Source organism: Azonexus sp. MM2026_4, assembly GCF_055901855.1.
This window is the reverse complement of record NZ_CM148380.1, coordinates 442,424-465,423: the sequence shown is the minus strand read 5'-3', so window position 1 is coordinate 465,423 and position 23,000 is coordinate 442,424. Positions and strand designations below refer to the sequence as shown.

Here is a 23,000-nt window from a genome sequence, read left to right as displayed (position 1 = left end):
GTTTCGTTCTTGTCTCAGACCCAGCGGTATTCCCGGTGGTAGTCCTTCACCCGCGCCAGGACCAGCCGCTGGCCGGCCGCAAAGGCGGGCCAGGCGCCGGGGATCAGTTGATGATCGAGTTCGGCGTCGCGGGTGCCGAAACGAATCACCGCGCTACCCCGCAACAGGGTCTCATATTCTTCCATGGACAGGCGATATCGCTGATCCAGAGCCGCCCCGATAGCCATCCGGCGCAGCCGCGCCTGGCCTTCGGCACTGGCCACGCCGCTGTAGAACTCCGAGCAGCAACCCGAACCGTAGGAAAACATGCCGATCCGGCGGGCCTGACTGAAATCGCCAACTTCCAGCGTGCCGGCCAGGGCCAGCAGGACCGAGGCGCCCGCCGTATTGCCGACGCGCTGGCCGAAATGCAGGCTGCTCGCGACGCGCTGATTGAAGTCAGCTTCCGTTTCGGCCGGCGTCGCCTTGGCGATCTTGCGCATCAACTGGCGGTGCGCCCCCTTCGCCATGCCGCCGAACGGTGTGTGGAAGCACAGATAGTCGAAACTGCGGCGCAGATCGACGTCTTCGACGCGGCGCGCGTAGTCGCGATAAGCCTGCTCGCAGCAATCGAGATAGGCCATCAGCGACAGATCGGCATTGCCCGCCTCATTGTCGGGACCGGGGCGGCAGGTATCCATCACCTCGAAGGCGTGATTGCCGTAGGCCCCCGGATCGATGCGCCACAGGGCCGGCGTCTCGGAGACCAGGACGGCCACCGCCCCCGCCCCCGAAGTCGGCTCCGAGTAGGCCCATTCCTGGATGGCGCTGGCATCATCGAGCGCGAAGCGCGAAATGTCGCTGGCGATGACCAGGGCCTTGGCGCCGGGCGAGGTGCCGGAGAGGATGAAATTGATCGCCATCTGCAAGCCGGCGGTCCCGGAATAGCAGGCCTGCTTGATTTCGAACAGCCGGCAGTTCGCTTTCAACCCGAGGAGACCATGGACGTAGGTGCTCAGCGACTTGCCGAAATCGATGCCGGACTCGGTGCAGGTGATGACCATCTCGATCCTCCCCCGCTCCTCCTCCGACAATGCGGCGACCAGCGGCTGAGCGGCATTGACGGCGAAGCTGACCGGATCCTCGTAGGGCAGCGCCACCGCCTTTTCCTTCATCAGCAGGTTCTCGAAACGCGGCATGTCCAGACCGCGGTACCGGCACAGTTCGTGAACGTCGATGTAGGCGCTGCCCCCGTAGACATTGAGGGCCTCGATACCGGCAGCAATCACCCGCCTCTCCCCAGGCGCACGGGCAGGTTTTCCAGCCCCCGCGCATTGACCCGATCCAGACGCCAGCATGCCTCGCCCGCCAGTTCGATGCTGGGAAAGCGATCGAGCAAGGCGTCGAAGGCGATCTGTCCTTCCAGGCGGGCCAGACCGGCACCGATGCAGGTGTACGCACCGGCGCCGAAGGTGAAGTGATGATTCGGGCTGCGGCCGACGTCCAGTTGGTCCGGATCGACGAAACTGAGCGGGTCGCGGTTGACTGCGCCAATCAGGCCAAGGACCATGCAACCGGCGGGAATCACCTTATCGCCCACCGGGAAATCCTCGGTGGCGACGCGCAGGATCATGTTGCCGCCCGGCTCATAGCGCAGGAATTCTTCCACCGCCAGCGGCGTCAGGCTGCGGTCGGCGCGCAGCCTGACCAGTTGATCCGGATGGCGCAGCAGGGAAAGCATGCCGTTGCCGATCAAGGTCACCGTGGTCTCATGGCCGGCGATCAACATGGAAACCAGGTTCATCAAGGTTTCCTCCGGATTCAGGATGCCGGCATCGGAGGCGGCCAGCAAGGCAGCGATGATCCCCTCGCCCGGGTCCTTTCGCCGCTCGGCCAGGAAACCGGTCAGGTAGGCCTTGAACTCGTGCAGCGCCACCAGCGCTTCATGCCGGGTTTCCTGCGTGGTCATGATGTCGAGCACGCGGATCATCGAGGCGCTCCAGTTCCGGATGCTTTCGTCCATCTCGGCGGGGATGTCGAGCAGATTGCACAGTACCCGTAACGGCATTGGCGCGGCGAAACACTTGATCAGATCGACCTCGCCGCCGTCGCCCAGCGCTTCGAGCAAGCGGTCCGCCTCGGCCTTGATCATCGGCGCCATGGCAGCAATCGCGGCCGGCCTGAAGGCGTTTTCGAAGACGCCCCGCATGCGCGCATGATCGGCGCCATTGACGTTGATCATCTGCGGCTGGATTTCGGAGAACAACTGATAGGACTCGGGATTCCGCGCGCGCGCTTCCGGCGAAGCCCAACCGTCGCGCCACTTGCTGGTGTCGCGACCCATTTGCGGCGCCCGGGCCATCTTGGCGAACTCCTTGTGCCCCAGGACGAAGTAGATGTCCGAAGCCCGATCATGGTGCACGGCGCCAAGCTCACGCCACGCTTTCAACTGCGGATAGGGATCGGTGAGAAATGACTTGTCCTGCAGCGTTCCCCACCAGTTAATCTCGTCGACGATGGCATTCATTGCACTCTCCCTTTTTAGTTGAGACGTTTAGCATAAATGTGAAAAACCGGCATGACGGCATTGGCCAATGGATGATGGCCGATCGTGGTGTGAAAACCGCGTGCCGCGATTTGTTGCTGCATCAGATCCGTCTCGGCCCGCCCGAGGTGAACCTCGACGACCAACTGCCGGACCAGATTCCAGTTGGCCTCGCCCAGACCGGCCAGCACATCCTTCTCGGCGCCCTCGGTATCGATCTTGAGCAGGTCGATGCGGCTCAGTCCATGCTTGTCGATCTGGTTCGCCAGCGTATCGATCGAAGCCCGGACCGTGCGGGACGAGAACAAGCTCTCGAGCGACGCCGGGTCCGCCACGCTCCGTTCGCTGGCCCCGGTCTTCTCCAGTAGCTCCGCCACCTCCTGATCGGCGGGCGCGCCGAACAATATTTCCCGCATCCCCTTGACCAGTTCTTCCCGCACCGCGCCATGGCTTGAGGACAGCGCGGTGATGCCGGGAAAGTACTCGAACTCGATCTCCCCCGGCGTTGCCCCCAGCCCCATCGCGAAAGCCTGCCCCTTGCCGGCCAGGTTGCGCTCCAGGGCGGCAAAGGCTTCCGGCATCGGCTCATAGGCATAGACCTGAGCGGCTGGACAGAGATCGAGCAGATGCAGGGAAAAGAGGCCGATATTGGCGCCGACGTCCAGGAAAATGCCGTCCGGCGGCAGTTCGATGCCATGTCTGGCAAGATCGTCGTTGAAAATTTCGTGAACCGAAAAGTCCACTTCATAGGCATTGACGCAGTGGATTGGCCGGCCGTCGGGCAAGGTCGTGAGATTCGGGATTGAGGGCATTTTGTGTCCAATCATAGGGGCAAGTATCTATTTGGCAAACTGACGAGGATCATCCAGACCGGCCAGCAGGTGGTCTGCGAGTTGAAGCACGCCCGGTGCCTGCAGCAGGTGGTAATGGTCGCCTGGCAACTCGACCACCGACAGTTCGCCACGAACCCACTCCCGCCAGCCGTGGGTCGGCTCGACAGGGGCTGGCTGACTGGCGGTAAACAACAGCACGGCACCGGCATAGGGCGCCGGCTGGTAATTCCGGAGGGCCAGGGCATGGGTCTGGAAAATCTCCGACAGGTGGGCTTCTTGTTCCGCCGGCAGAACGACGTCAGCCCCTCGCATCGCCGCCAGATCCTCGGCAAAGCCCCGGGCCAGCGAGAGACCCGCCGGGCCTTCGGCTGTTTCCAGACGGTTCAGCAAGGCCGGCGTGTAGCTGTCGATCAGGGCCAGCAATTTCACCCGTTCGCCAGCCTGAGACAGTTGCTGCGCCATCTCGTAGGCCAGCACGCCGCCCAGCGACCAACCGGCAAGGTGATACGGCCCCGTCGCCTGCACCGTGCGCAGCGCGGCCAGCAGGCAGGCCGCCATGGCCGGCAGATCGGCGGGCGGCATGGCCCCGTCGAGGGCCGGCGATTGCAGGCCATAGATCGGACGGCGGGTCGCGAGGTGGTCGGCCAGTTGGCGATAACAACCGACCCCGCCACCCACCGGATGCAGGCAGAACAGTGGCGCACCGACCCCGGCGTGCAACGGCACGAGCACCGTGGCGGCCGCCGCTGCGGCTTCGCCGCGCAACAGTTGGGCTTGCTGACGCAGGCTGGGCGCGGCCAACAGCGCGGCCATCGACAACTGCAGGCCGAACTCGCGGCGCAGCGCCGCCAGCAAGCCGAGGGCGAGCAGCGAATGCCCGCCGCAGAGAAAGAAATCATCGCCTGGGGCAACGCTCGACAGACCCAGCAAGGAACACCAGATCCCGGCCAGTTGGCGTTCGGTCGGATCGGTCAGGACTTCTGGTCGGTCACCAGCAAGCGAGCCGGGCGCCGGCAAGGTCGAACGATCCAGTTTACCGCCCGCCGTCAGCGGCAAGGCATCGAGAAAGACGTAAGCGCCGGGAAGCATCGCCGCGGGCAGGCGGGCGGCAAGAAAGCGGCGCAGCGCGGCTTCGTCAGGCTGCCCATCGGGCACTGCGTAGACCACCAGGGCAGGCTCGCCCTTGTCCCGCTTGCGGGCCAGGACGACCACATCCCGCAGTCCGGCGGCACGCAGGGTGGCTTCGATTTCGCCCAGCTCGATGCGAAAGCCGCGTATCTTGAGCTGATAATCCCGGCGCCCGTGAAAGGCGATCAATCCCTGGCGGCCCGGAATGAAGCTGGCCAGGTCGCCGCTGCGGTAGAGGCGCCCCGCGCCCGAGGCAAAGGGATCGGCCAGGAAACTGCCGGCCGTCAGGGCCGGCTGCCCGTAGTAACCGAGCGCAACCCGCTCACCGCCGATGAACAGTTCGCCCGGCACGCCTTCCGGCAGCGGATTGCCATCCGGATCGAGGATATAGACCCGGCCGCCTGGCAAGGGGCGGCCAATCGGCAGCGGCCCGGCCGGGTCACTGGCCGGGACTTCATGAACGGTCGCGGTGATCGTCGTTTCGGTCGGCCCGTAGGCGTTCAGCAAGCGGGCGCCGGCCAGCGGGCTTTGCCGCCACAGACGGACCAGTTCCGGCGTCAGGGCTTCACCACCGACGATCAGCAAGCGTGGGCAATGGACACGCTCCCGCCCTTCCCTCGCCCAGGCCAGCAGCACATCGCGCAGATAGGCGGGCGGCAGGTCGGCGACGCTGATCGAGTGCGCATCCAAAACGGCGGCCAGCGTCTCGGCTGGCCAGATTTCCCGTTCCCGCATCAGCAGTTGGGCGCCACAGGCCAGACTGGGCAGGATTTGCTCGAGCGCGGCATCGACGTGCAGCGCCGCGAATTGCAATACCCGGTCCGCCGGGGTCAGTCGATAGTGCTCGATCACCGCCGCGCAATGGGTAGCCAGCGCCCGGTGGGCAACGGCAACACCCTTCGGCTGGCCGGTCAACCCCGAGGTGTAGATCAGGTAGGCCGCGCTGTCCGGGGCGACGGTGGACAGGGCGACTGGCGCCACCGCATCTTCGGCGACGGCGGGAAGTTGCTCGATCAACAGCACGGGCACGGTTTCGACCGGCAAACGCCGCCAGGTCGTCGCTTCGGCGATCACCAGAGCCGGCGCTGCATCTTGCAGGATCAAGGCCAGACGAGGGTCCGGACTGTCGGCATCGAGCGGCAACCAGATGGCCCCGGCCTGAAGGACGGCCAGCAGCGCAACGATACTGTCGGCGCCGCGCTCGAGCAGCACCCCGACCGGCTGACCGGGACGCACGCCCCAGTTGCTCAGGCAGAGTGCCAGCCCCTGGGCGCGCAGCAGCAGTTGCCGATAAGTCAGGCGCTGATCGCCGACGACCAGCGCCGTGGCGCTGGGTGTCCGGGCGGCTTGCCCGGCGATCCAGTCGATGACCGTGCCGGGCGCCATCGCCGGTGCCGGCGCGGCATTCCAGTCGACCAGCAGTTGCTGGCGCTCGGCCGCCGTCAGCATCTCCAGCCGGCCGAGCGGCGTTTCGACCTGGGCGCAGATCGAAGCGATCAACTGCTGGTAATGATCGAGCAGGCGTTCGATGCGCGATGCAGCAAAGCGGCCTTGATCGAAAACCGCCACCAGGCGTAGCGTTTCGCCATCCGGGTAGATTTCCAGCGCCAGCGGCACATCGCCTTCCTGGCGCAGCTCGGCGCAGTGGCTGAGCGGAATGCCGGCCAGGCTGGCGAGATCCTCGGGCACCAGGAAATTCTGCCAGGCGAACACTACGTCGAGCGGCGCCTGGCCCGGCAGCCGCCTTCCCGTCCCCTGGCTCGCCGGCGCTGCCGATGGCTGACACAAACCGGCAAACGGCCAGGCCGCATGATCCAGGCCGGCACTCAAGCGCGCCTGGACGGTGCGCAGGAACTCGCCGGCCGGCAGTTCGCCGCGCGGCCCGCAACGAATCGCCAGCAGATTGGCGAAATAGCCGATCGACTGCGCAAACCGCTGGGCCGACCGGCCCAGCGTCGGGACGCCGATCAGGATGTCCGTCTGCCCGGTATAGCGGTAAAGCAGGATATGCAGGGCACCGAGGAAAAAGGCCGAAAGGTCGATCCCCAGCGCCCGCGCCGAGGCGCGCGCGGCAAGGTTCAGGGCTTCCGGCAGGCGTCTTTCCAGACTGGCGCCGAGCAGCGCCTGCCCGGGTTCGGGGCGGCGGTCGGCGGGCAGGCCCAGGACGGGTAATTCGCCCGCCAGTTGCGCCTGCCAGTAGGCCAGATCGGTTTGCCCGGCCGGGCTGTGCAGATAATCCTGCTCCCAGCCGACGAACTCGGCGAAATCCGCCGCGACGGGCGGGGCCGGGCGGGGCCGGCCGGCCGCCAGACAGCCATAGCATTGCCAGAAATAGCGACTGAAATGCAATGCCGAAAGCCCGTCGAAGACAATATGGTGGACCAAGATGAGCAGGACATCCGGCTCGCCGCGCAGCAATTCGAAGCGAATCGGCCGCTCGCCGAAGAGATCGAAAGGACGCTGGCTGCGCGCCCGGAGAAAGGCTTCCGGCGGGACATCGGCGGGCACAGGCAGTTGCTTGAGCAAGACCGCAGCAGCGCTTTTCCTTGCCTGCCAGCGCGGCGCCGCCCCCTCCGTTACGCTCAGCTGCTGGTCGAGTATCGGCCAGGCGGCGAGCATTGCCTGGCAACTGCCTTCCAGTGCCCCCAGATCGACCGCCCCGAGCCGGAAAGCCAGGGGTACGTTATAAGCCGACGATGCCGGATAGAGCTGTTGCCAGAGTAACAAGCCCTGCTGGCCGGCGGAAAGCAGGCCGGCATCGAGTGCGCCTGGCACGGGCTGCGATACGTTTCCGGGCCGGCGCGCCCGGACTTCGGCCGCCAGGCTGCCCGGCGTCGGAAAATCCCGCAGATCGGCATGGCGCAATTGCACGCCGGTCGCCTCACCGATGCCGTAAATCAGGCGCAGGCCGGTCATCGAGTCGGCCCCGAGATCGCGGAATGGACGGTCCTCGGTCACCTGCTCCGGCGGCAGGCGCAATTCGTTGGCCAGCAGATCGAGAATCAGCGCCAGGATTTCCGGGGGACTGTCGGGGGTTGCGGCCAAGGGCTGAGCGTCGATAGCAGATGCGCCATTCGCGGCGGCCGGGGCCGGCAACCAGTAATGCTCGCGGGCAAAGGGATAGTCGGGCAGGACGAGGGGCGGCAGGCTGGGATCAGCCGGCGCCACGGACGCGCCGCTCGCCGTTGGAGACGGATCGGCAGTTGCTAGCTGAGCGAGCAGCTCCTGGCGAGTACTGGCGACCAGTTCGCAGCCGTAGCCGAGGTTTTCCCGGCGATATTGCAAGGTGGCGGCCAGACGGGCCAGCGACAGCTCGGGATGTTGCTCGACATAGTCGGCGAGCAAGGCCCGCCAGGCGGCCAGGCCTCGCGGATCGCGCGCCGACAGCGGAAAACGCTGCGCCCGGGGCGGCGCTTCCGGCGGCAGGACGATTGACGGCGCTTCTTCGAGGATCAGGTGCACGTTCGAGCCGCCGGCACCGAAGGAACTCACGGTGGCCCGCCGCGGCAGTTCCGCTCCGTCGATTTGCACCCGGGGCCAGGCGGCCAGTTGGCGCTGCAGGCGAAACGGCGTACCGGCGAAATCGAGGTGCGGATTGGACCGCGCCTCGCGCACGCCGGGCACCAGTTGCCGGTGTTGCAGTTGCAGCAGGACCTTGGTCAGTTGGGCCAGGCCGGAGGCGGCCTCGGCATGGCCCATGTTCGATTTCACCGAACCGATGGCGCAGGCGGCGGGAGGCAGGGAAAATTTGCCGAAGGCCCGGCTGAGCGCCCGGATTTCCAGTGCGTCGCCGAGCGCCGAACCATTGGCGGCGGCTTCGACATAGCCGATGCTGCGCGGATCGATGCCGGCACTTTGCAGATTTTCCTCGATCAGGCGGGCCTGGGCGTCGGCGCTGGGCACCCCGTAACCAGCCGAATGCCCGCCGTGATTTGCGGCGCTGCCCTTGATCACGGCGAGAATCGGATCGCCGTCGCGCACGGCATCGGCCAGCGGCTTCAACAATACCGCACCGACCCCTTCGGCCGGCAGGTAACCATCGCCATCGGCAAAGCTGCGGCTGTCGGCATGGCTGCCCAGCAAGCCGGCCCGGGCCAGCCCGATGTACTTGGCCGGATGCAGGCTGAGATTCACGCCACCGGCAATGGCCAGCCGGCATTCGCCGCGCTGCAGGCTATGCACCGCCAGATGGACGGCCTGCAGGCCGGAGGAACACATGTTGTCCACCGCGACGCTCGGCCCCTGGAGGTCGAAGAAGAAGGACACCCGGTTGGCCAGCGGGGCCGAGGAGGAAAGCGACACCAGGGTACGGCTCTCGGCATCGGTTTCAACCGCATGGTAGGGCTGATACATCGCCCCGACATAGACCCCGACCCGCGCCGCATAGCGCTCCTGCAACAGGCTGCGCGGATGCCCCGCCCGCTCGAGCAGATGCCAGACGGTCTGCAGGAACAAGCGTTCCTGCGGATCCATCAGGATCGCATCGCGCGGACTCAGGCCGAAGAATGCCGGATCGAAACAATCGACGTCGGAAAGAAAGCCGCCCCACTGGCAGTAACTGCTGCCCGGCTTGCCCTTCTCCGGCGAATACAGGCGGCTATGGTCCCAGCGCTCGGGCGGCACGGTGCTGACGCAATCCCGGCCTTCGCGCAAGACATCCCAGAACGCCTCGATGCTGTCGGCGCCCGGATAGCGGCCGGCAACGGCGAGCACGGCGACATCCGGGCCGGAGTTCGCCGTCGGCCCGCTGCTGGTGGGCGCCAACGATGCGGCACTGTCCGGTATCTGGCTGGCCGCTGCCGGCGGCGGCTCGGGATCACCGAGCAGCGCCGCGAGTTGGTGGCCATGCGAGGCAAGCAGCGCCGCCGCCAGTTGCGCCAGACTCGGGTATTCGAAAAGCAGGGTCCTGGCCAGCGGGCCGAGATCGCGCTCCAGCGCCTCGATCATCTGCATGGCGAGGACCGAGTCGATGCCATAACGATCCACCGTCTGCTGCGGGTCGATGTCTTCGGGTCGCAGGCCGATGATTTCGCCCAGTTGCCCGGCCAGCCAGGCCTGCGTTCTGGCCTTCAGGGCTGCGGGCTGAATCCCGGCGCCATCCGGTGACGGCAGGGTAGCGGCAGGGGCGCCGCGCTCCGCTTCCGTCGGCGTCTGCAACAGGCGACGCAGCCGCCCGGCTTCGCCGTCGAGCACCAGGACCTGGTCCTGCTCCACCGCCCAGGCCAGATCGAGGGCTTGCATGGCCCGCCCGGTACTGAGCGGCAGCAGCCCGCTGGCGGCGGTCATCGCCTCGATCTGCCCGGCGCTCAGACGCATGCCACCATCCTGCCAATAGGGCCAGTCGATGGCCAGGGTCCGTCCCTGGCGCAAGCCTTGCCGGCAAAGTTCGTTGCGCTGGCTGGCGAAGGCATCGAGCCAGGCGTTGGCGCAGGCGTAGTCGGCTTGCCCGGGATTGCCCAGGGCGCCGGTCGCCGAGGCGAACAGCAGCATGAAGTCGAGGGCGCAGCCGGCACTCGCCTGGTCGAGGTAATGCAGGCCGGCGACCTTGGGCGCCAGCACTTCGCGCATTTCCCCGGCGTTCTTGCGCAGCAGCAGTTTGTCCCGATTCAGGCCGGCCGCATGGACGATGCCGTTGAGCCGGCCGTAGGTTCGCTCGAGTTCGGCAATCAGCCCAGCCACCGCCGCAGCGTCGCCAACATCGACGGCCCGATGGATGACGTGGGCCGGCAAGTTTGACAGGCGGGCCGCCAGGACCTCGTTCGGCGCCTGCCGGCTGACCAGGCAGAGCACCGTGTCGCGCGCCCGGCGGGCAATTTCCTCGGCCAGGAGCAGGCCGACGCCGCCGCTGCCGCCGGTGATCAGGTAAACGCCACCCGCTTTCCAGGGCACACCTGCGCCGCCGGAAGGCAGCACTTCCTGCCATTGCCGCACCCAGCGCTGGCCGGCCGGACGCCGAACCTGGAGATCGTCGCTGCTTGATTCCTGATCCAGTATCCCGAGCAGTTCATCGCCGCTTGCCGAGCAGGCGAGCAGTTGGCAGCGCAACGCCGGGTGCTCCAGTTGGGCGCTGCGCAACAGTCCGGCCAGTCCCTCGAAGAGGCGCCCTTCCCCGCTTTCCGGCACCACCACCTGGAGCAAAGCCCGCGCCGGACGCTCGCGCAACAGATCCTGCAGCAAGCCAAGCAGCGCCACGGCGTAGCCGGTATAGCGCACATCCACCGGCGCCGGGCGTTGATCGAGAAGATGGCAGTCCGCCGGCGCCAGGGCAGCCAGCGCGCCGGCGTCCAATGCCGCCAGCGGTTCGCAAAAGACGAGCCGTCAACGTTCGGCCGGCGGCTGGCTGGCCGAACATGGCCGCGACTGCCAGTGCGGGGCAAACAGCAAGGGCGGCGTCGCCGACCCGCTTTCCGTCTCGGGCAGAATGCTGCGCCTTGCCGCCGGCGGCTCGATCGTGCTGGCCACGGCGCGAGCCGTCGTCGCCTCCGCTGCGCCCGGAATCCAGCAGCGCTGGCGGGCAAAAGGATAGGTCGGCAGGCTGATCTTGGGCGGCCGAGGCCCGGCCGGCCACAATACCGCCCAATCGACCGGCTGCCCCGCCGCCCACTGGCGGGCCAGGGCTGGCGCCGCGCCGGCCTGCGCGAGCGCTGGCGGACAATGGACGCGACCGGCCAGCCCACCGTCGGCGAGCAGTTGGGCATCCAGGCCGGCCAGCAAGTCCTGACGATCAGCGGCCAACAGCACGAGGCGTTGTTCAAAAGCCTCGCGCCCGGCTTGCAGCCCATTGGCCAACGCCGGCAGGGCAGCGTCGTCAAGCCGGGCAAGCGCCTCGCGCATCCGCCGCAGCACTTCCCGCAGCCCCTGCTCATCGCGCGCCGAGAAGGGAAAGACGCCGGGGTTGGCCAGGCTGAAGGTCGGCAACGGCGCGGCAAGCGGCGCGACATATTCCTCGATCAGCAGATGGGCATTGCTGCCGCCGGCGCCGAAGGACGACAAGCCGGCCAGCCGGGCGCCACCGACCGGGCGCGGCCAGGGCGCGAGTTGCTGCTGGACGACGAAAGGCGTGGCGGCGAAATCGATCCCCGGATTAAGCCGGGCGCTGTGCAGCGAAGGCACCAACTGGCCATGCTGCATCTGCAACAGCACCTTGCTCAGGCCGGCGATGCCGGCGGCGCTTTCGGCGTGGCCGATGTTCGATTTGACCGAACCGATGGCGCAATAGCCCCTGGCCTCGGTCCGGCTGCGGAAGGCCCGGGTCAGCGCGGCGATTTCAATCGGATCGCCGAGCCGGGTGCCGGTGCCGTGCGCCTCGATATAACTGATCGCTTCCGGCTCGATCTGGGCCCGGGCCAGCGCCCGCTCGATCACCGCGGTCTGGGCCTGCGGATTGGGCACCGCGTAGCCGTTGGTCTTGCCGCCGTGATTGAGCGCCGAGGCGCGGATCACCCCGTAAATCCGGTCGCCGTCAGCCACCGCCCGCGACAGCGGCTTGAGCAGCGCGGCGCCGACGCCTTCGCCCGGCACATAGCCGTCACCACCTTCACCGAAACTCTCGCAACGCCCCTGGCTCAACGTGAACCGCCCCTGGGCAAGGGCCAGGTATTTGTTCGGATGCAGGGTCAGATTGACCCCACCGGCCAGCGCCACGTCGCAACTGCCGGCGCGCAGGCTTTCGCAGGCCAGGTGGATGGCGGTCAGCGAGGACGAACACATGCTGTCCACGGCCAGACTGGGACCGTGAAAATTGCAGAAGTAGGAGACCCGGTTGGCAATCGACGCGGCGCTGCCGGAAAGGGCCAGCGGCTCGCCGCGCTGCGTGCTCTCGGCGCCGTACAACTGGTATTCCTCGTACATCACGCCGACAAAGACACCGACACTGGCGCCGGCCATCGGCGGCGCAGCGCGGCCCAGGCTGGCGCGGGTATAACCGGCATCCTCGAGGGTTTCCCAGGCACATTGCAGGAACAGGCGCTCCTGCGGATCGAGGTAGCCGGCTTCACGCGGCGCCATGTTGAAGAACAGCGGATCGAAACAGTCGTGATCGGCGATGAAACCGCCCCATTTGCTGTTGGTCTTGCCCGGCGTACCGCGCTGCGGATCGTAATAGCGGCTGTGATCCCAGCGGCTGAGCGGCACTTCGCTGATGGCGTCGTGCCCGGCCGCCAGATTGGCCCAGAATTCCTCGAGGTTGTCGGCGCCCGGGTAACGGCCGGCCAGACCGATGATGGCAATGCCTTCATCGGCGGCAAGGCTGGCCGAAGAACTGGCCGGCGCCGCCGCCCGGGCAATGTCGGTGGCTAGTGTTCCCGGCGGGCTGCCGCACAGCGTCGCCAGGCGTCCGGCATGGTTGGCCAGGAAATATTCAGCCAGCGCCGCCAGCGTCTGGTACTCGAAGAACAGGGTCTTCGGCAGGCTGCCGAAATCCTGCTCCAGACGTTCGGTCAGGCGGGTGATCATGATCGAATCGATGCCATAGGCTTCGAGCGCCGCCTCCGGCTCGATGGCTTCCACCGCCAGCGCCGCTTCGGCCGCCACCAGGCCGGCCAGGTAAGCCTGGGCCGCAGCCGCCAGGGGCGCCCCGGCCGGCACGCTCAGCGGCTGCGGGGCGAGCAGGCGCAGCGAAAAGCCGCGGACTTCGAGACAGATCCGGCCCTCGGCATCCGCCAGATCGAGATCGATCCGGCGAACCGCGCCCTGCCCCGGCAACAGGCGACCATGAACCCACATTTCCGCGCACGTCGGGCAATAGGAATGCAGCTGTTCGAGCACGAAAGGCAAGGCGGCGCGGGCCGCGCCGGGCCCATCGCCGGGCGCCGCGAAAAGCCCCAGGCAGGCCTGGAAGGCGCCATCGAGCAACACCGGGTGGATGCCGAAAATTTCGCTGCTTGCCGCCGCGGCCGGCAATTCGAGGTGGGCGAGGAACTCGTCGGCACCGAGGTGCAGTTCGCTGATCACCCGGAAAGCCGGACCGTAATCGAGACCGAGCGCCGCATAGCGCTCATACAACCAGTCCCGTCCCGCCGGATTCGGACAACGTTGACGCAAGCTGTCGATGGCCAGCGGCTGCGGCGCCGGCGCGCCGGTCAGCGGCCCGATCAGGCCCTGGACATGGACGACACCGCCCGGCGCGCTGCCGGCGCGAAGCTGGAAGCGGCTCGGCGCGCCGTCGCCGGCTGGTTCGTCGAGCAGGTCGAGGCGCATGACCAGCGCCCCGTCCCCCGCCGTCACCGCTTGCTGCCAGACGACCTGGGTCAGCGTCAGCGGCGCCGGGCCGTGTTGCAAAACATGGGCCTGGCGGGCGAGTTCGACGCTCAGCGCGCCCGGCAGGACGCGCTGGCCCTGGACCCGGTGGTCGCGCAGATAGAAAGCCTGGGCATCAAGCGTCACCAGCATCGCCCCCTCCGCCGTCCGGCGCACGAGCGCGGCGCTGGCCGGGAGCTGCGATGGCGTGGACGGGGTCGGGACCGACCCGATCCGGTAGGTATCGCGGGCAAACGGGTAGCTCGGCAGACTGAGTCGGCGGCGCGGCCCCCCGGCCAGCCCCGGCCAATCGACTTCGGCGCCGCGCACCCATTGCGCCGCCACTGCCGGCAAGGACCCGACGGCCGCGGGCAGGCCGCTTTCGACCCGGGCGCTGCATACCGAACACGCCTGCCCTGCCTGCCAGGCCTGCAACTCGGCGGCCAGTTCCGAGAGGCTGGAAACAACGACGGCCAAGCGATATTTCATCGCTTCCCGACCGACTTGCAGGGTCCACGCCAGGTCGGCCAGGTCGGCCTCGCCATGGCGGCCGCTCTGCACGGCGGCCAGCAATTGTTCGACCTGCTCGCCCAGTCGCACCTCATCGCGCGCCGACAGGGGCACGATGAGCGGCCGACCAAACTCGGGCTGGGGCTCGGCGGCGGCCGCCGGCAAATATTCCTCAAGTACGACGTGGGCATTCACCCCACCGAAGCCGAAACTGCTGACCCCGGCGCGGCGCGGCATTTCCTGCCCGGATTCATCGCGCAGCGCCGGCCACGGCTGGTTTTCACCGACGATGAAAAATGGGCTGCCGCCAAGATCGATGTAGGGATTCAGCGGGGTGCAATGCAGGCTGCGCACCAGCGTGCGGTGCCGCATCTGTAGCAGCACCTTGATGATGCCGGCCATGCCGGCCGCCAGTTCGAGATGGCCGATACTGCTCTTGACGGCGCCGATGCCGCAATGCGCGGTCGTCCCGGCCGGCACACCGAGGTCGCGGAAAGCCGACTTCAGGGCGTTGATTTCGACCGGGTCGCCGAGCGGCGTGCCGGTGCCGTGCGCTTCGATGTAGCCGACGCTGGCGGCCGCTACCCCGGCCCGTTGATAGGCCGCCTTGAGCACCGCCGACTGGGCGGCGGTATTCGGCGCGGTCAGCGAATTGGCCCGCCCGCCGTGATTGATGGCCGTCCCCCGGACCAGGCCGTAGATGTGGTCCCCGTCGCGCTGTGCGTCGGCCAGCCGGCGCAGGACGATCATGCCTATCCCCTCGCCCCGCGCGTAACCGTTGGCCTCGGCCGAAAAAGTATGGCAATGACCGTCCGGCGACAGCATGCCGGCCTTGGCGAAATTGATATGGGCTTCCGGCGTGACGATGGTATTGACGCCGCCGACCAGGGCCATTTCGCAATCGCCGTTGCGCATTGCCTGCAGGGCGCGGTGCAGCGCCACCAGGGAACTTGAGCAGGCGGTTTCGACCGGCTCGCTGGGACCGTGCCAATCGAGGAAATAGCTGACCCGGTTGGGGCCGACCGAAGGGACGGCACCGGTCGCGACATAGCCTTCGCCGCCGGTATCGGCACCGATCATTTCGCGGTAGCCGCTCGACGAGGTCGCCACGAACAGCCCGACCGCCCGGCCGGCCAGCGAGCGCGGCGCGTGCCCGGCGTCTTCCAATGCCTTCCAGGCGTGAGTGAGCAGCAGGCGCTGCTGCGGATCCATGAGCTTGGCTTCGCGCGGCGAAATGCCGAAAAACAGCGGATCGAACTCGAACACGCCGTCGATGAAGCCGGCCCAGCGGATGTTGGTCTTGGTCGGCTCCTTTTTCGGGTCGCCGTAGACTTCGCGCCAGTCCCAGCGCTCGGCCGGGATTTCGCTGATGCAGTCGCGGCCGTCCACCAGGTTCTGCCAGAAAGTCTCGAGATCGTCCGCCATCGGCAGGCGGCAACTGATACCAACGATGGCCACCGCAGCATCGGCGGCATCGCTCATCGGCTCGGGCAAGGGCAGCTCGCGCCGGGCCGGCGCCGGCCCGGCCGGGCGCGCGGCCGGCACGGCACGGAGTGGCGCCGGTTTTGCCGCGCTTGCCGCGGCTGGTGAACTGCTGGCGTTCTCCACGGAAACCGCCGCGAAGGCCGGGCTATCGGCGATATGCCGGGCCAGGCGGGCCAGCGTGGCGAATTCGAAAAAGTCCGCCGGGCTCAGGGCAAGGCCCAGTTCGGCATTGGTCCGGCTGGCAAAACCGGTCATGGTGATCGAATCGAAACCGTATTCGCCGAGTTCGGTATCGGCTTCGAGGACAGAAGGATCAACCTCCAGCACGCGGGCGGCGATATCGACCAGCGCGGCGAGCGCCCGGGCGACCCGATCCCGTGAGGCATCCGCGGGAAGTTCGGCAAGCGGCAGCACTGCCGGGGTGACAAGCGGCGCAATTTCAACGACCACCGCCGCCTTCGGCGCCGGCGCCGCGTCCGCCACCGTGCTGCTGGCGGGCTGAGCTGCCCCCTCGCCCGGCCAGTAACGGGTCCGCGCCAAGGGATAACCGGGCAGCGTGAGCCGCGCCGGGCGGCGGGCACCGTTCAGCAGGCTGGGCCAATCGACCAGCAAGCCGCGCACCCAGAGTTGCAGCAGGCTGTCGTGCTTGCCACGGGCCGGCAGGCTGGCCACGGCCCGGCGCATTTCCTCGTCGCCGTCGATGATGGCCAGGGTGTCGCGGTTGGCCTTGACCTGGCCGAGATGCATCCCCGGCTCGCTGCGCCCTTCGGCAAAAGCCAGCAGACGCTGGCGCAACTCGGCGTGACTGCTCGCCGCGAAGGCCAGCCGGTGTTCCATGGCGTTGCGCCCGACCTGCAGGGTCCAGGCGATTTCGGCCAACGCCATGCGGTCGTCGATGCCGGCCGCCAGTTGCCGCGCCGACTGCACCAATTGCTCGGCATTGCGCGCCGACAGCAGGATCAGCGCCGGCGTCACCGGATATTCGGCCGCCGCGGCCGGCGGCGGCAGGTATTCCTCGACCACCAGGTGGGCGTTGCTGCCGCCGAAGCCGAAACTGCTGACCCCGGCCCGGCGCGGCAATTCGCGCCCGGCGGCATCGCGCGGGCGAAGCCAGGGGCGGTTTTCGCGCACCACCTGGAAACGGCCGCCGGCCAGTTTCAGATAGGGATTGAGCGTCGTGCAATGCAGGGTGGACACCAGCGTGCCGTGCGCCATCTGCAGCAGCACCTTGCTCAGGCCGGCGACGCCGGCCGCCAGTTCGAGGTGGCCGATATTCGACTTCACCGAACCGATGCCGCAGGGCACCGTCGGCTGCGGCCCGTACACGGCCTCGGCCTCGCGATCGAGGTCGGCGAAAGCGGCGCCCAGCGCTTCCATCTCGATGGGATCGCCCAACGGCGTACCGGTGCCATGGGCTTCGATATAGCTCACCGTGCGCGGATCGACCCCGGCTCGCCGCCAGGTCTGGCGCAACAGTTCGGCCTGCGCCCGGGGATTGGGCGCGGTCAGCGAAGCGGCCCGGCCGCCATGGTTTTCCAGGCTGGCGCGGATGACGCCGAGGATACGATCGCCGTCGCGCTCGGCGGCGGCCAGCGGCTTCAGGAAAACCAGGCCGACGCCCTCGCCGCGCGCATAGCCATCGGCCTCCGCCGAAAAGGGTTTGCACCGCCCGTCCGGCGCCAGCATGCCGGCCTTGCTGAAACCGACGAAGGCCTCGGCCGACAACAGGGCATTGACGCCGCCGGCAATGGCGGTATCGCAACTGCCGCCGCGGATCGCCTCGATCGCCCGGTGAATGGCGACCAGGGCACTGGAACAGGCGGTTTCGACGGCGACGCTGGGACCGTGAAAGTCAAAGAAATAACTGATCCGGTTGGGCCCCAGCGAGGGCGCCAGACCGGTCATCGAATAGCCTTCGACGCCCATCCCGGCGGCAGCGGCGAGCCGCCCGTAACCGGTATCGGCGGTGCCGATGAAGACCCCGGTGCGCGAGCCGGCCAGGCTGCGCGGCGCGTAGCCGGCACCTTCGAGCAAACGCCAGGTCTGGGTCAGCAACAGGCGCTGCTGCGGGTCCATGGCGCGGGCTTCCGGGCCGGAGAGGCCGAAGAACCCCGGGTCGAATTCCGCCAGGCCGTCGATGAAGCCGCCCCACTTGATCATGCAGCGATTCGCCTGGGTCGCCGGGTCGCCCCACCAGTCGCGCCAGTCCCAACGCTCGGCCGGCACTTCGCTGATGCAGTCGCGACCGGCCAGCAGGTTTTCCCAGAACTGTTCGAGATCGGGCGCCTGCGGGAAGATGCCGCTCAGGCCGATGATGGCGATCGGCTCCGTGACGCCGGGCGGCACTGCCGTCGGCCGTGGCAGATCCGGCGCCGCGGGCGGCGGCGTCTCGAGCCGGGGTGGCAGCGGTGTTTCTGGCGGCGACACTTCCGGCAACGGCATTTGCCGCCCTGGCGCGGCGATCCCCAGACTTGCCGCGATGGCTACCCCGTGATCGGCGATCAGGCAAGCGCCAAGCCCGGCCAGGGTCGGATATTCGAAAAACAGGGTCGGCGTCAGTTCGAGCCCGAAGCGTTCGTTGAGGTCGTTGGCCAACTGGGTGAAGCTGATCGAATCGAAACCGTATTCGGTCAGTTCGACATCGGGGTCGAGATCGCTCTCGGCGACTTTGAGTTGCAGGCTGACACGCTGCATCAGGACGGCGAGCAGCGGCCCGCTCAGGGCCAGCCCGGCCGGCGGCGAAATGGCGGGGGCTGCTGCCGGCTGGTGGAGCGCCGCGACACGTTGGCGAAGCCGCGACGGATCGCCGGCCAGCACCATCCAGCGGGAATTGTCGCCGGCCAGTGCCCGGGCCAGGAGATCGAGGCCGGCAGCGCTATCGAGTTCGCCGAGTCCCGTGCTCTGGCGCATCAGCCGCAGGCTCGCAGCCGGCATGCGCATGCCGCCCTCGCGCCACAGCGGCCAGGCGATGGCGACGCTCCGCCCCTGGCACAAACCCGCCGCCCGGCGCGCTTCGCGGGCTTCGGCAAAACGCTCGAGACCGGCATTGGCCGTGGCGTAACCGGCTTGCCCGGGATTGCCGAAGACGCCGCTGAGCGAACTGAACAGGACCAGGAAATCGAGTTCGTCGTTGCCCAGGGCGCGATCCAGATTCAGCGCCCCTGCCAGTTTCGGCGCCAGGACGCGCGCCAGGTCGGCCTGACTTGTCTGGCGCAGGTTCTCGTCGCAAACGATACCGGCCGCGTGCACGATACCGTGCAGACGACCGTATTGCTGGCGCAAGTCGCCGATCAGCGCGCTCACGGCGGCGCCGTCGGTCAGGTCGGCAAGGCGGTAGTCGAGTTTCGCCCCGGCGGCTTGCCGGGTCGCCAGCCAGTCCGCTCGTTCGCCGGCCAGGGCAGAACGCCCGACCAGAATGACCCGGGCGGTCGGCGCGTGTTGAAGGATGTCGCCGACCAGCAGACGACCGAGGCCGCCCGCCCCGCCGGTGATCAGATAAACGCCATCGGCCCGCCAGGGCTGCGGTGGCGGGCCGGAGTCCGGCCCGGCCAGCGCCAGTTCGCGCCAGGCCGGCCGCAGCAGTCGCCCCGACTGCTGGCGAAACTCGCCGACATCGGGGTAGTCGGCGGCCCGCCGGAGCAGTGCCGCCAGCGCCTCGTTGTCCCCCGTGCTTTCGCTTTCGACAAGCTGGCCGCACAACCATGGATATTCCAGCCGTGCCGTCTGCAGCATGCCGCTCAAGCCACTCAGCAGGTCTTGGCCGGTGGCTTCGACGACGACTTGCAGCAAGATCGGCGACGCCGGGCGCGGCGCGCTGACGAGGTCCTGCAAGACTTGCAGCAGATGCCCGGCGGCGGCACCGAAGCGCTGTTCCGGGCTCGCCCCGGCGGTCGATAAAGCCTGGCATTGCCAGGCCGGCAGCAGGCTCGTCAGCGCCGCTGGATCAGCTGCCGTGCCAAGCAGGGCAAGACGTTGGGCAAAACTCGCCGCTGTCGGGCCGGCCGGCGGCAGTTCCTGCCAGTCGGCGGCGAACGGCAGCGTGCTGTCCGGCACTTCGCTCGCCGGCGCCAGACGGCGTGTGCTGAAGCCGTGCAGGCTGACCCGGCAAAGCCCGGCCGCGTCGAACAAATCGAGATCCAGCGAGCGCACCGGCCCGTGCTCGGTCGATGCTTCAGCATGCCGCACCTCGACCCACATGCGCGCCGTGCACGGGCCATGGATATCGACCCGGTCGAGGGCGAAAGGCAAGGCCGTTTCCGCTGCGGCCTGGCCCAGGCTGAGACCGATGGTCGCCTGGAAAGCGCCATCGAGCAGACTGGGGTGCAGCCCGAACTCGTCCAGGCTGGCGCCCAGGCTGTCGGGCAGGTGCAATTCGCCGAGCAATGTCGGCCGCCCCGCCGCATCGCGGCCGAGGCGCAGCGATTGCAGGACGCGATGGGCCGGCCCGTAGTCGATGCCGATGGCGGAGAAGGCCTGATAGATCTGGCTTGGCTCGAAGAGCTGCGACTCTGCCGGGTGCTGGCTGTCGATGCGGCGCACCGGTCGCTCGGAAATCTCCCGTGCCGCCAGGCGGGCCTGGGCGTGCACCTGGCGCTGACCGGCGGCATCCCGGCTGCTGATCTCGGCCCGCGGCCAGGCATCGCCCTCGGCCGGCAAACGGATTTCCAGGGTGACCGGCGCCGTCACCGCCAACGGCTTTTGCCAGATCATCTGGCGGATGCAGAAATCGCCCAGGCCCTGCGCTTTCGCCGCTCGGCGGACCAGCTCCAGGTAGGCGACGCCGGGCAGGACCGGGACGCCGTTAACCCGGTGGTCGGCGAGAAAGCACTCCTTGCCGGTCAATTCCAGATAATAACTACCGGCCTCGCCCGGGCGCAGATCCAGTCCGCCAGCCTGGGCGACGGGCTGCCCTGCCGGCAGCCAGAAACGCTGGCGCTGGAAGGGATAGGTCGGCAGAGCCAGACGTTGCGGCGGGGTCGGCCAGGCGGCCAGCCAATCGACGGCAGCGCCATCGACCCACTGGCGGGCCAGGTCGAGCGGCGGCAACTGGCCGGCGAGCAGCGTGTCCCGGGCGCTGGCGGTCGCCCGCGCCACCTCACCGAGGACGACCAGGCGCGCATCGCCGGCCAGATAGGCGGCCAGTTGCCCGGCCAGTTCGCCGGCATCGCTCGCCACGCAGGCCAGGCGCTGGCGCAAGGCATCGCGGCCGGTCTGCAACGTGAACACCAGGCTGGCGAATTGTTCCGCGCCCAACTCGGGCTGCTGGCGCAGCCAGGCCAACAGATTGGCCGCCACGGCCCGCAGCCCGGCTTGATTACGGGCCGACAGCGGGATCAGCGCCGGACCGGCGAGGCGCACCGCCGGCCGGCTGGCCGGACGATACTCTTCCAGCACCAGGTGGGCGTTGGCGCCGCCCGCCCCGAAGGAACTGACGGCAGCCCGCCGCGGCAGTTCCTGGCCGTCGATCTGCGGCCGCGGCCACGGCCGGGCCGCCGCCAACAACTCGAAAGGCGTGCCGGCCAGCTCGATCAGGGGATTCGGCTCGGCGCAATGCAGGCTCTGGTAACGCCGGCCATCCCCCATGCCGAGCACGACCTTGATCAGGCCGGCAATGCCGGCCGCCGTTTCGGCATGACCGATGTTCGACTTGACCGAACCGAGGCCGCAATGGGGCTGGCTGGGCGGCGGCAGGCCGCGTTCCCGGTAGAGTTCGGCAAAGGCCATTTTCAGGCCGGCGATTTCGATCGGATCGCCGAGCCGGGTGCCGGTACCGTGGCATTCGATCAAACCGACGCTGCGCGGGTCGATCGCCGCCTGGCGATGGGCCTCGATAATCAGTTCGGCCTGCGCCCGCGGATTCGGCGCGGTCAGCGAACTTGCCGCCCCGCCATGGTTCTCGGCCGAGCCACGGATCACCGCCAGGATGGGGTCGCCATCGCGCTCGGCGAGATCGAGGCGTTTCAACAAGATGGCGCCGACCCCGTCGGCCCGGGCATAACCGTCGGCACTGGCGGCAAAGCTCCGGCAACGCCCGCCCGGACTGAGCATGCCGACCTTGGCGAACATCAGGTGCTGGGTCGCCGTCAGCATCAGGTTGGCGCCGCCGGCGATGGCCATTTCGCAGCCTTCGTGGCGGATGCTCATGAGCGCCCGGTGTACCGCCACCAGGGAGCTTGAACAGGCGGTGTCGATGACCTGGCTGGGACCATGGATGTCGAGCAGGAAGGACAGCCGGTTGGGACAGAAAACATGGCCGAGGCCGGTCATCTGCACCGCCTCCATCAATCCCTGGCGATTCGCCAGATCAACGTAATCCTGCAGGTTGATGCCGAGGAAAACACCGACTTTGCGCCCGGCCAGCGCGCCCGGCGCGTAGCCGGCACTTTCGATCAGTTGCCAGACGCATTCGATGAACAGCCGGTGCTGAGGGTCCATCAGCTCGGCTTCCTTCGGCGAAATATTGAAGAAGGCGGCGTCGAACTGATCGTACCCGGGCACGAAACCGCCGTATTTCACATTGCTGTACGGCCCCTTTTTCGGATCGCCCCAGACGGCTCGCCAATCCCAGCGGCTGGCGGGGATTTCCTCGATACAGTCGCTACCCTGGCGCAGGTGCTCGCGGAAAGTCTCGAGATCGGGACTCATCGGGAATTTCCCGGCCATCGCGATGATCGCCACGGGGGCCGCGATGGGAACCTCCGCAGGAGCCGGCGCGTCGGCCGGCCGGGTATCAAGCGCCGCCTTGGCCGAAACCGCCCGTACCCCGTGACGCTGCAGCCAGGTGTCGATATGCGGCGGGCGCTGCGCCGCCATGGCCGACGGCTCAAGACGCGCTTCGTCCGGCCGGATGCGCGGAACGGGAGCGGCGGTCCCGGCCGCCATGGCCGGCATGGACGGGATGGCCGGCGCCTGGCCATAGTGGGCGGCAATCGCCGGGCCGTAGCGGCGGCGCAGGATGGCGCACAGTTCGTTGAGATGTTTGGCTTCGAAGAAGGTGGTGGGCGCAATCGAGATGCTGAGAAAACGCGAAATCCGGGCCATCAGTTCGGTGATGGCGATCGAATCCACGCCGTAATTGGCCAGGTTCTCCTGTGCATTGAAGCGCTCGGCCGGAACGCCCAGGGCGGCGATGGCCAGGCGCTCGACATCCTGTTCCAGACGCCGGTCGGCCGCCGTTGAACGGGGCAGCGGCAGGCTCGACGGGCGCCGCCGGGACGGCCGGACGCCTGGCCTTGACCTTGGCCCGCAGTTCCTGCTCGATCAGGTTGCGCATACCGTCGCGC

General features: G+C 68.0%; 5 protein-coding genes. All 5 read right to left on the bottom strand.

Annotated features, from left to right (window positions below; all coding sequences use genetic code 11):
- Nucleotides 1–14: 14 nt before the first annotated feature.
- Genes AC0KWY_RS01985 through AC0KWY_RS01965 form a run of 5 tightly spaced genes read right to left on the bottom strand, consistent with a single transcriptional unit; the run spans nt 15 to nt 22,854 of the window.
- On the bottom strand, nt 15–1,268 hold the full coding sequence (locus tag AC0KWY_RS01985; protein WP_474027986.1) for a hydroxymethylglutaryl-CoA synthase family protein: 1,254 nt from the start codon (nt 1,266–1,268) through the stop codon (nt 15–17).
- Nucleotides 1,265–2,506: a cytochrome P450 gene (locus tag AC0KWY_RS01980; protein ID WP_474027985.1), complete on the bottom strand. Its 1,242-nt coding sequence runs from the start codon at nt 2,504–2,506 to the stop codon at nt 1,265–1,267. The genes AC0KWY_RS01985 and AC0KWY_RS01980 overlap by 4 nt, the downstream gene beginning before the upstream one ends.
- Nucleotides 2,507–2,520: 14 nt before the next feature.
- A complete protein-coding gene (locus AC0KWY_RS01975) occupies nt 2,521–3,336 on the bottom strand; it encodes an FkbM family methyltransferase (protein WP_474027984.1) in 816 nt (271 codons plus the stop codon).
- 27 nt (nt 3,337–3,363) lie between these two features.
- Nucleotides 3,364–10,773: an amino acid adenylation domain-containing protein gene (locus tag AC0KWY_RS01970; RefSeq protein ID WP_474027983.1), complete on the bottom strand. Its 7,410-nt coding sequence runs from the start codon at nt 10,771–10,773 to the stop codon at nt 3,364–3,366.
- A gap of 30 nt (nt 10,774–10,803) precedes the next feature.
- Nucleotides 10,804–22,854, bottom strand: coding sequence for an SDR family NAD(P)-dependent oxidoreductase (locus AC0KWY_RS01965; protein WP_474029691.1), 12,051 nt, complete (start codon nt 22,852–22,854; stop codon nt 10,804–10,806).
- Nucleotides 22,855–23,000 lie beyond the last annotated feature (146 nt).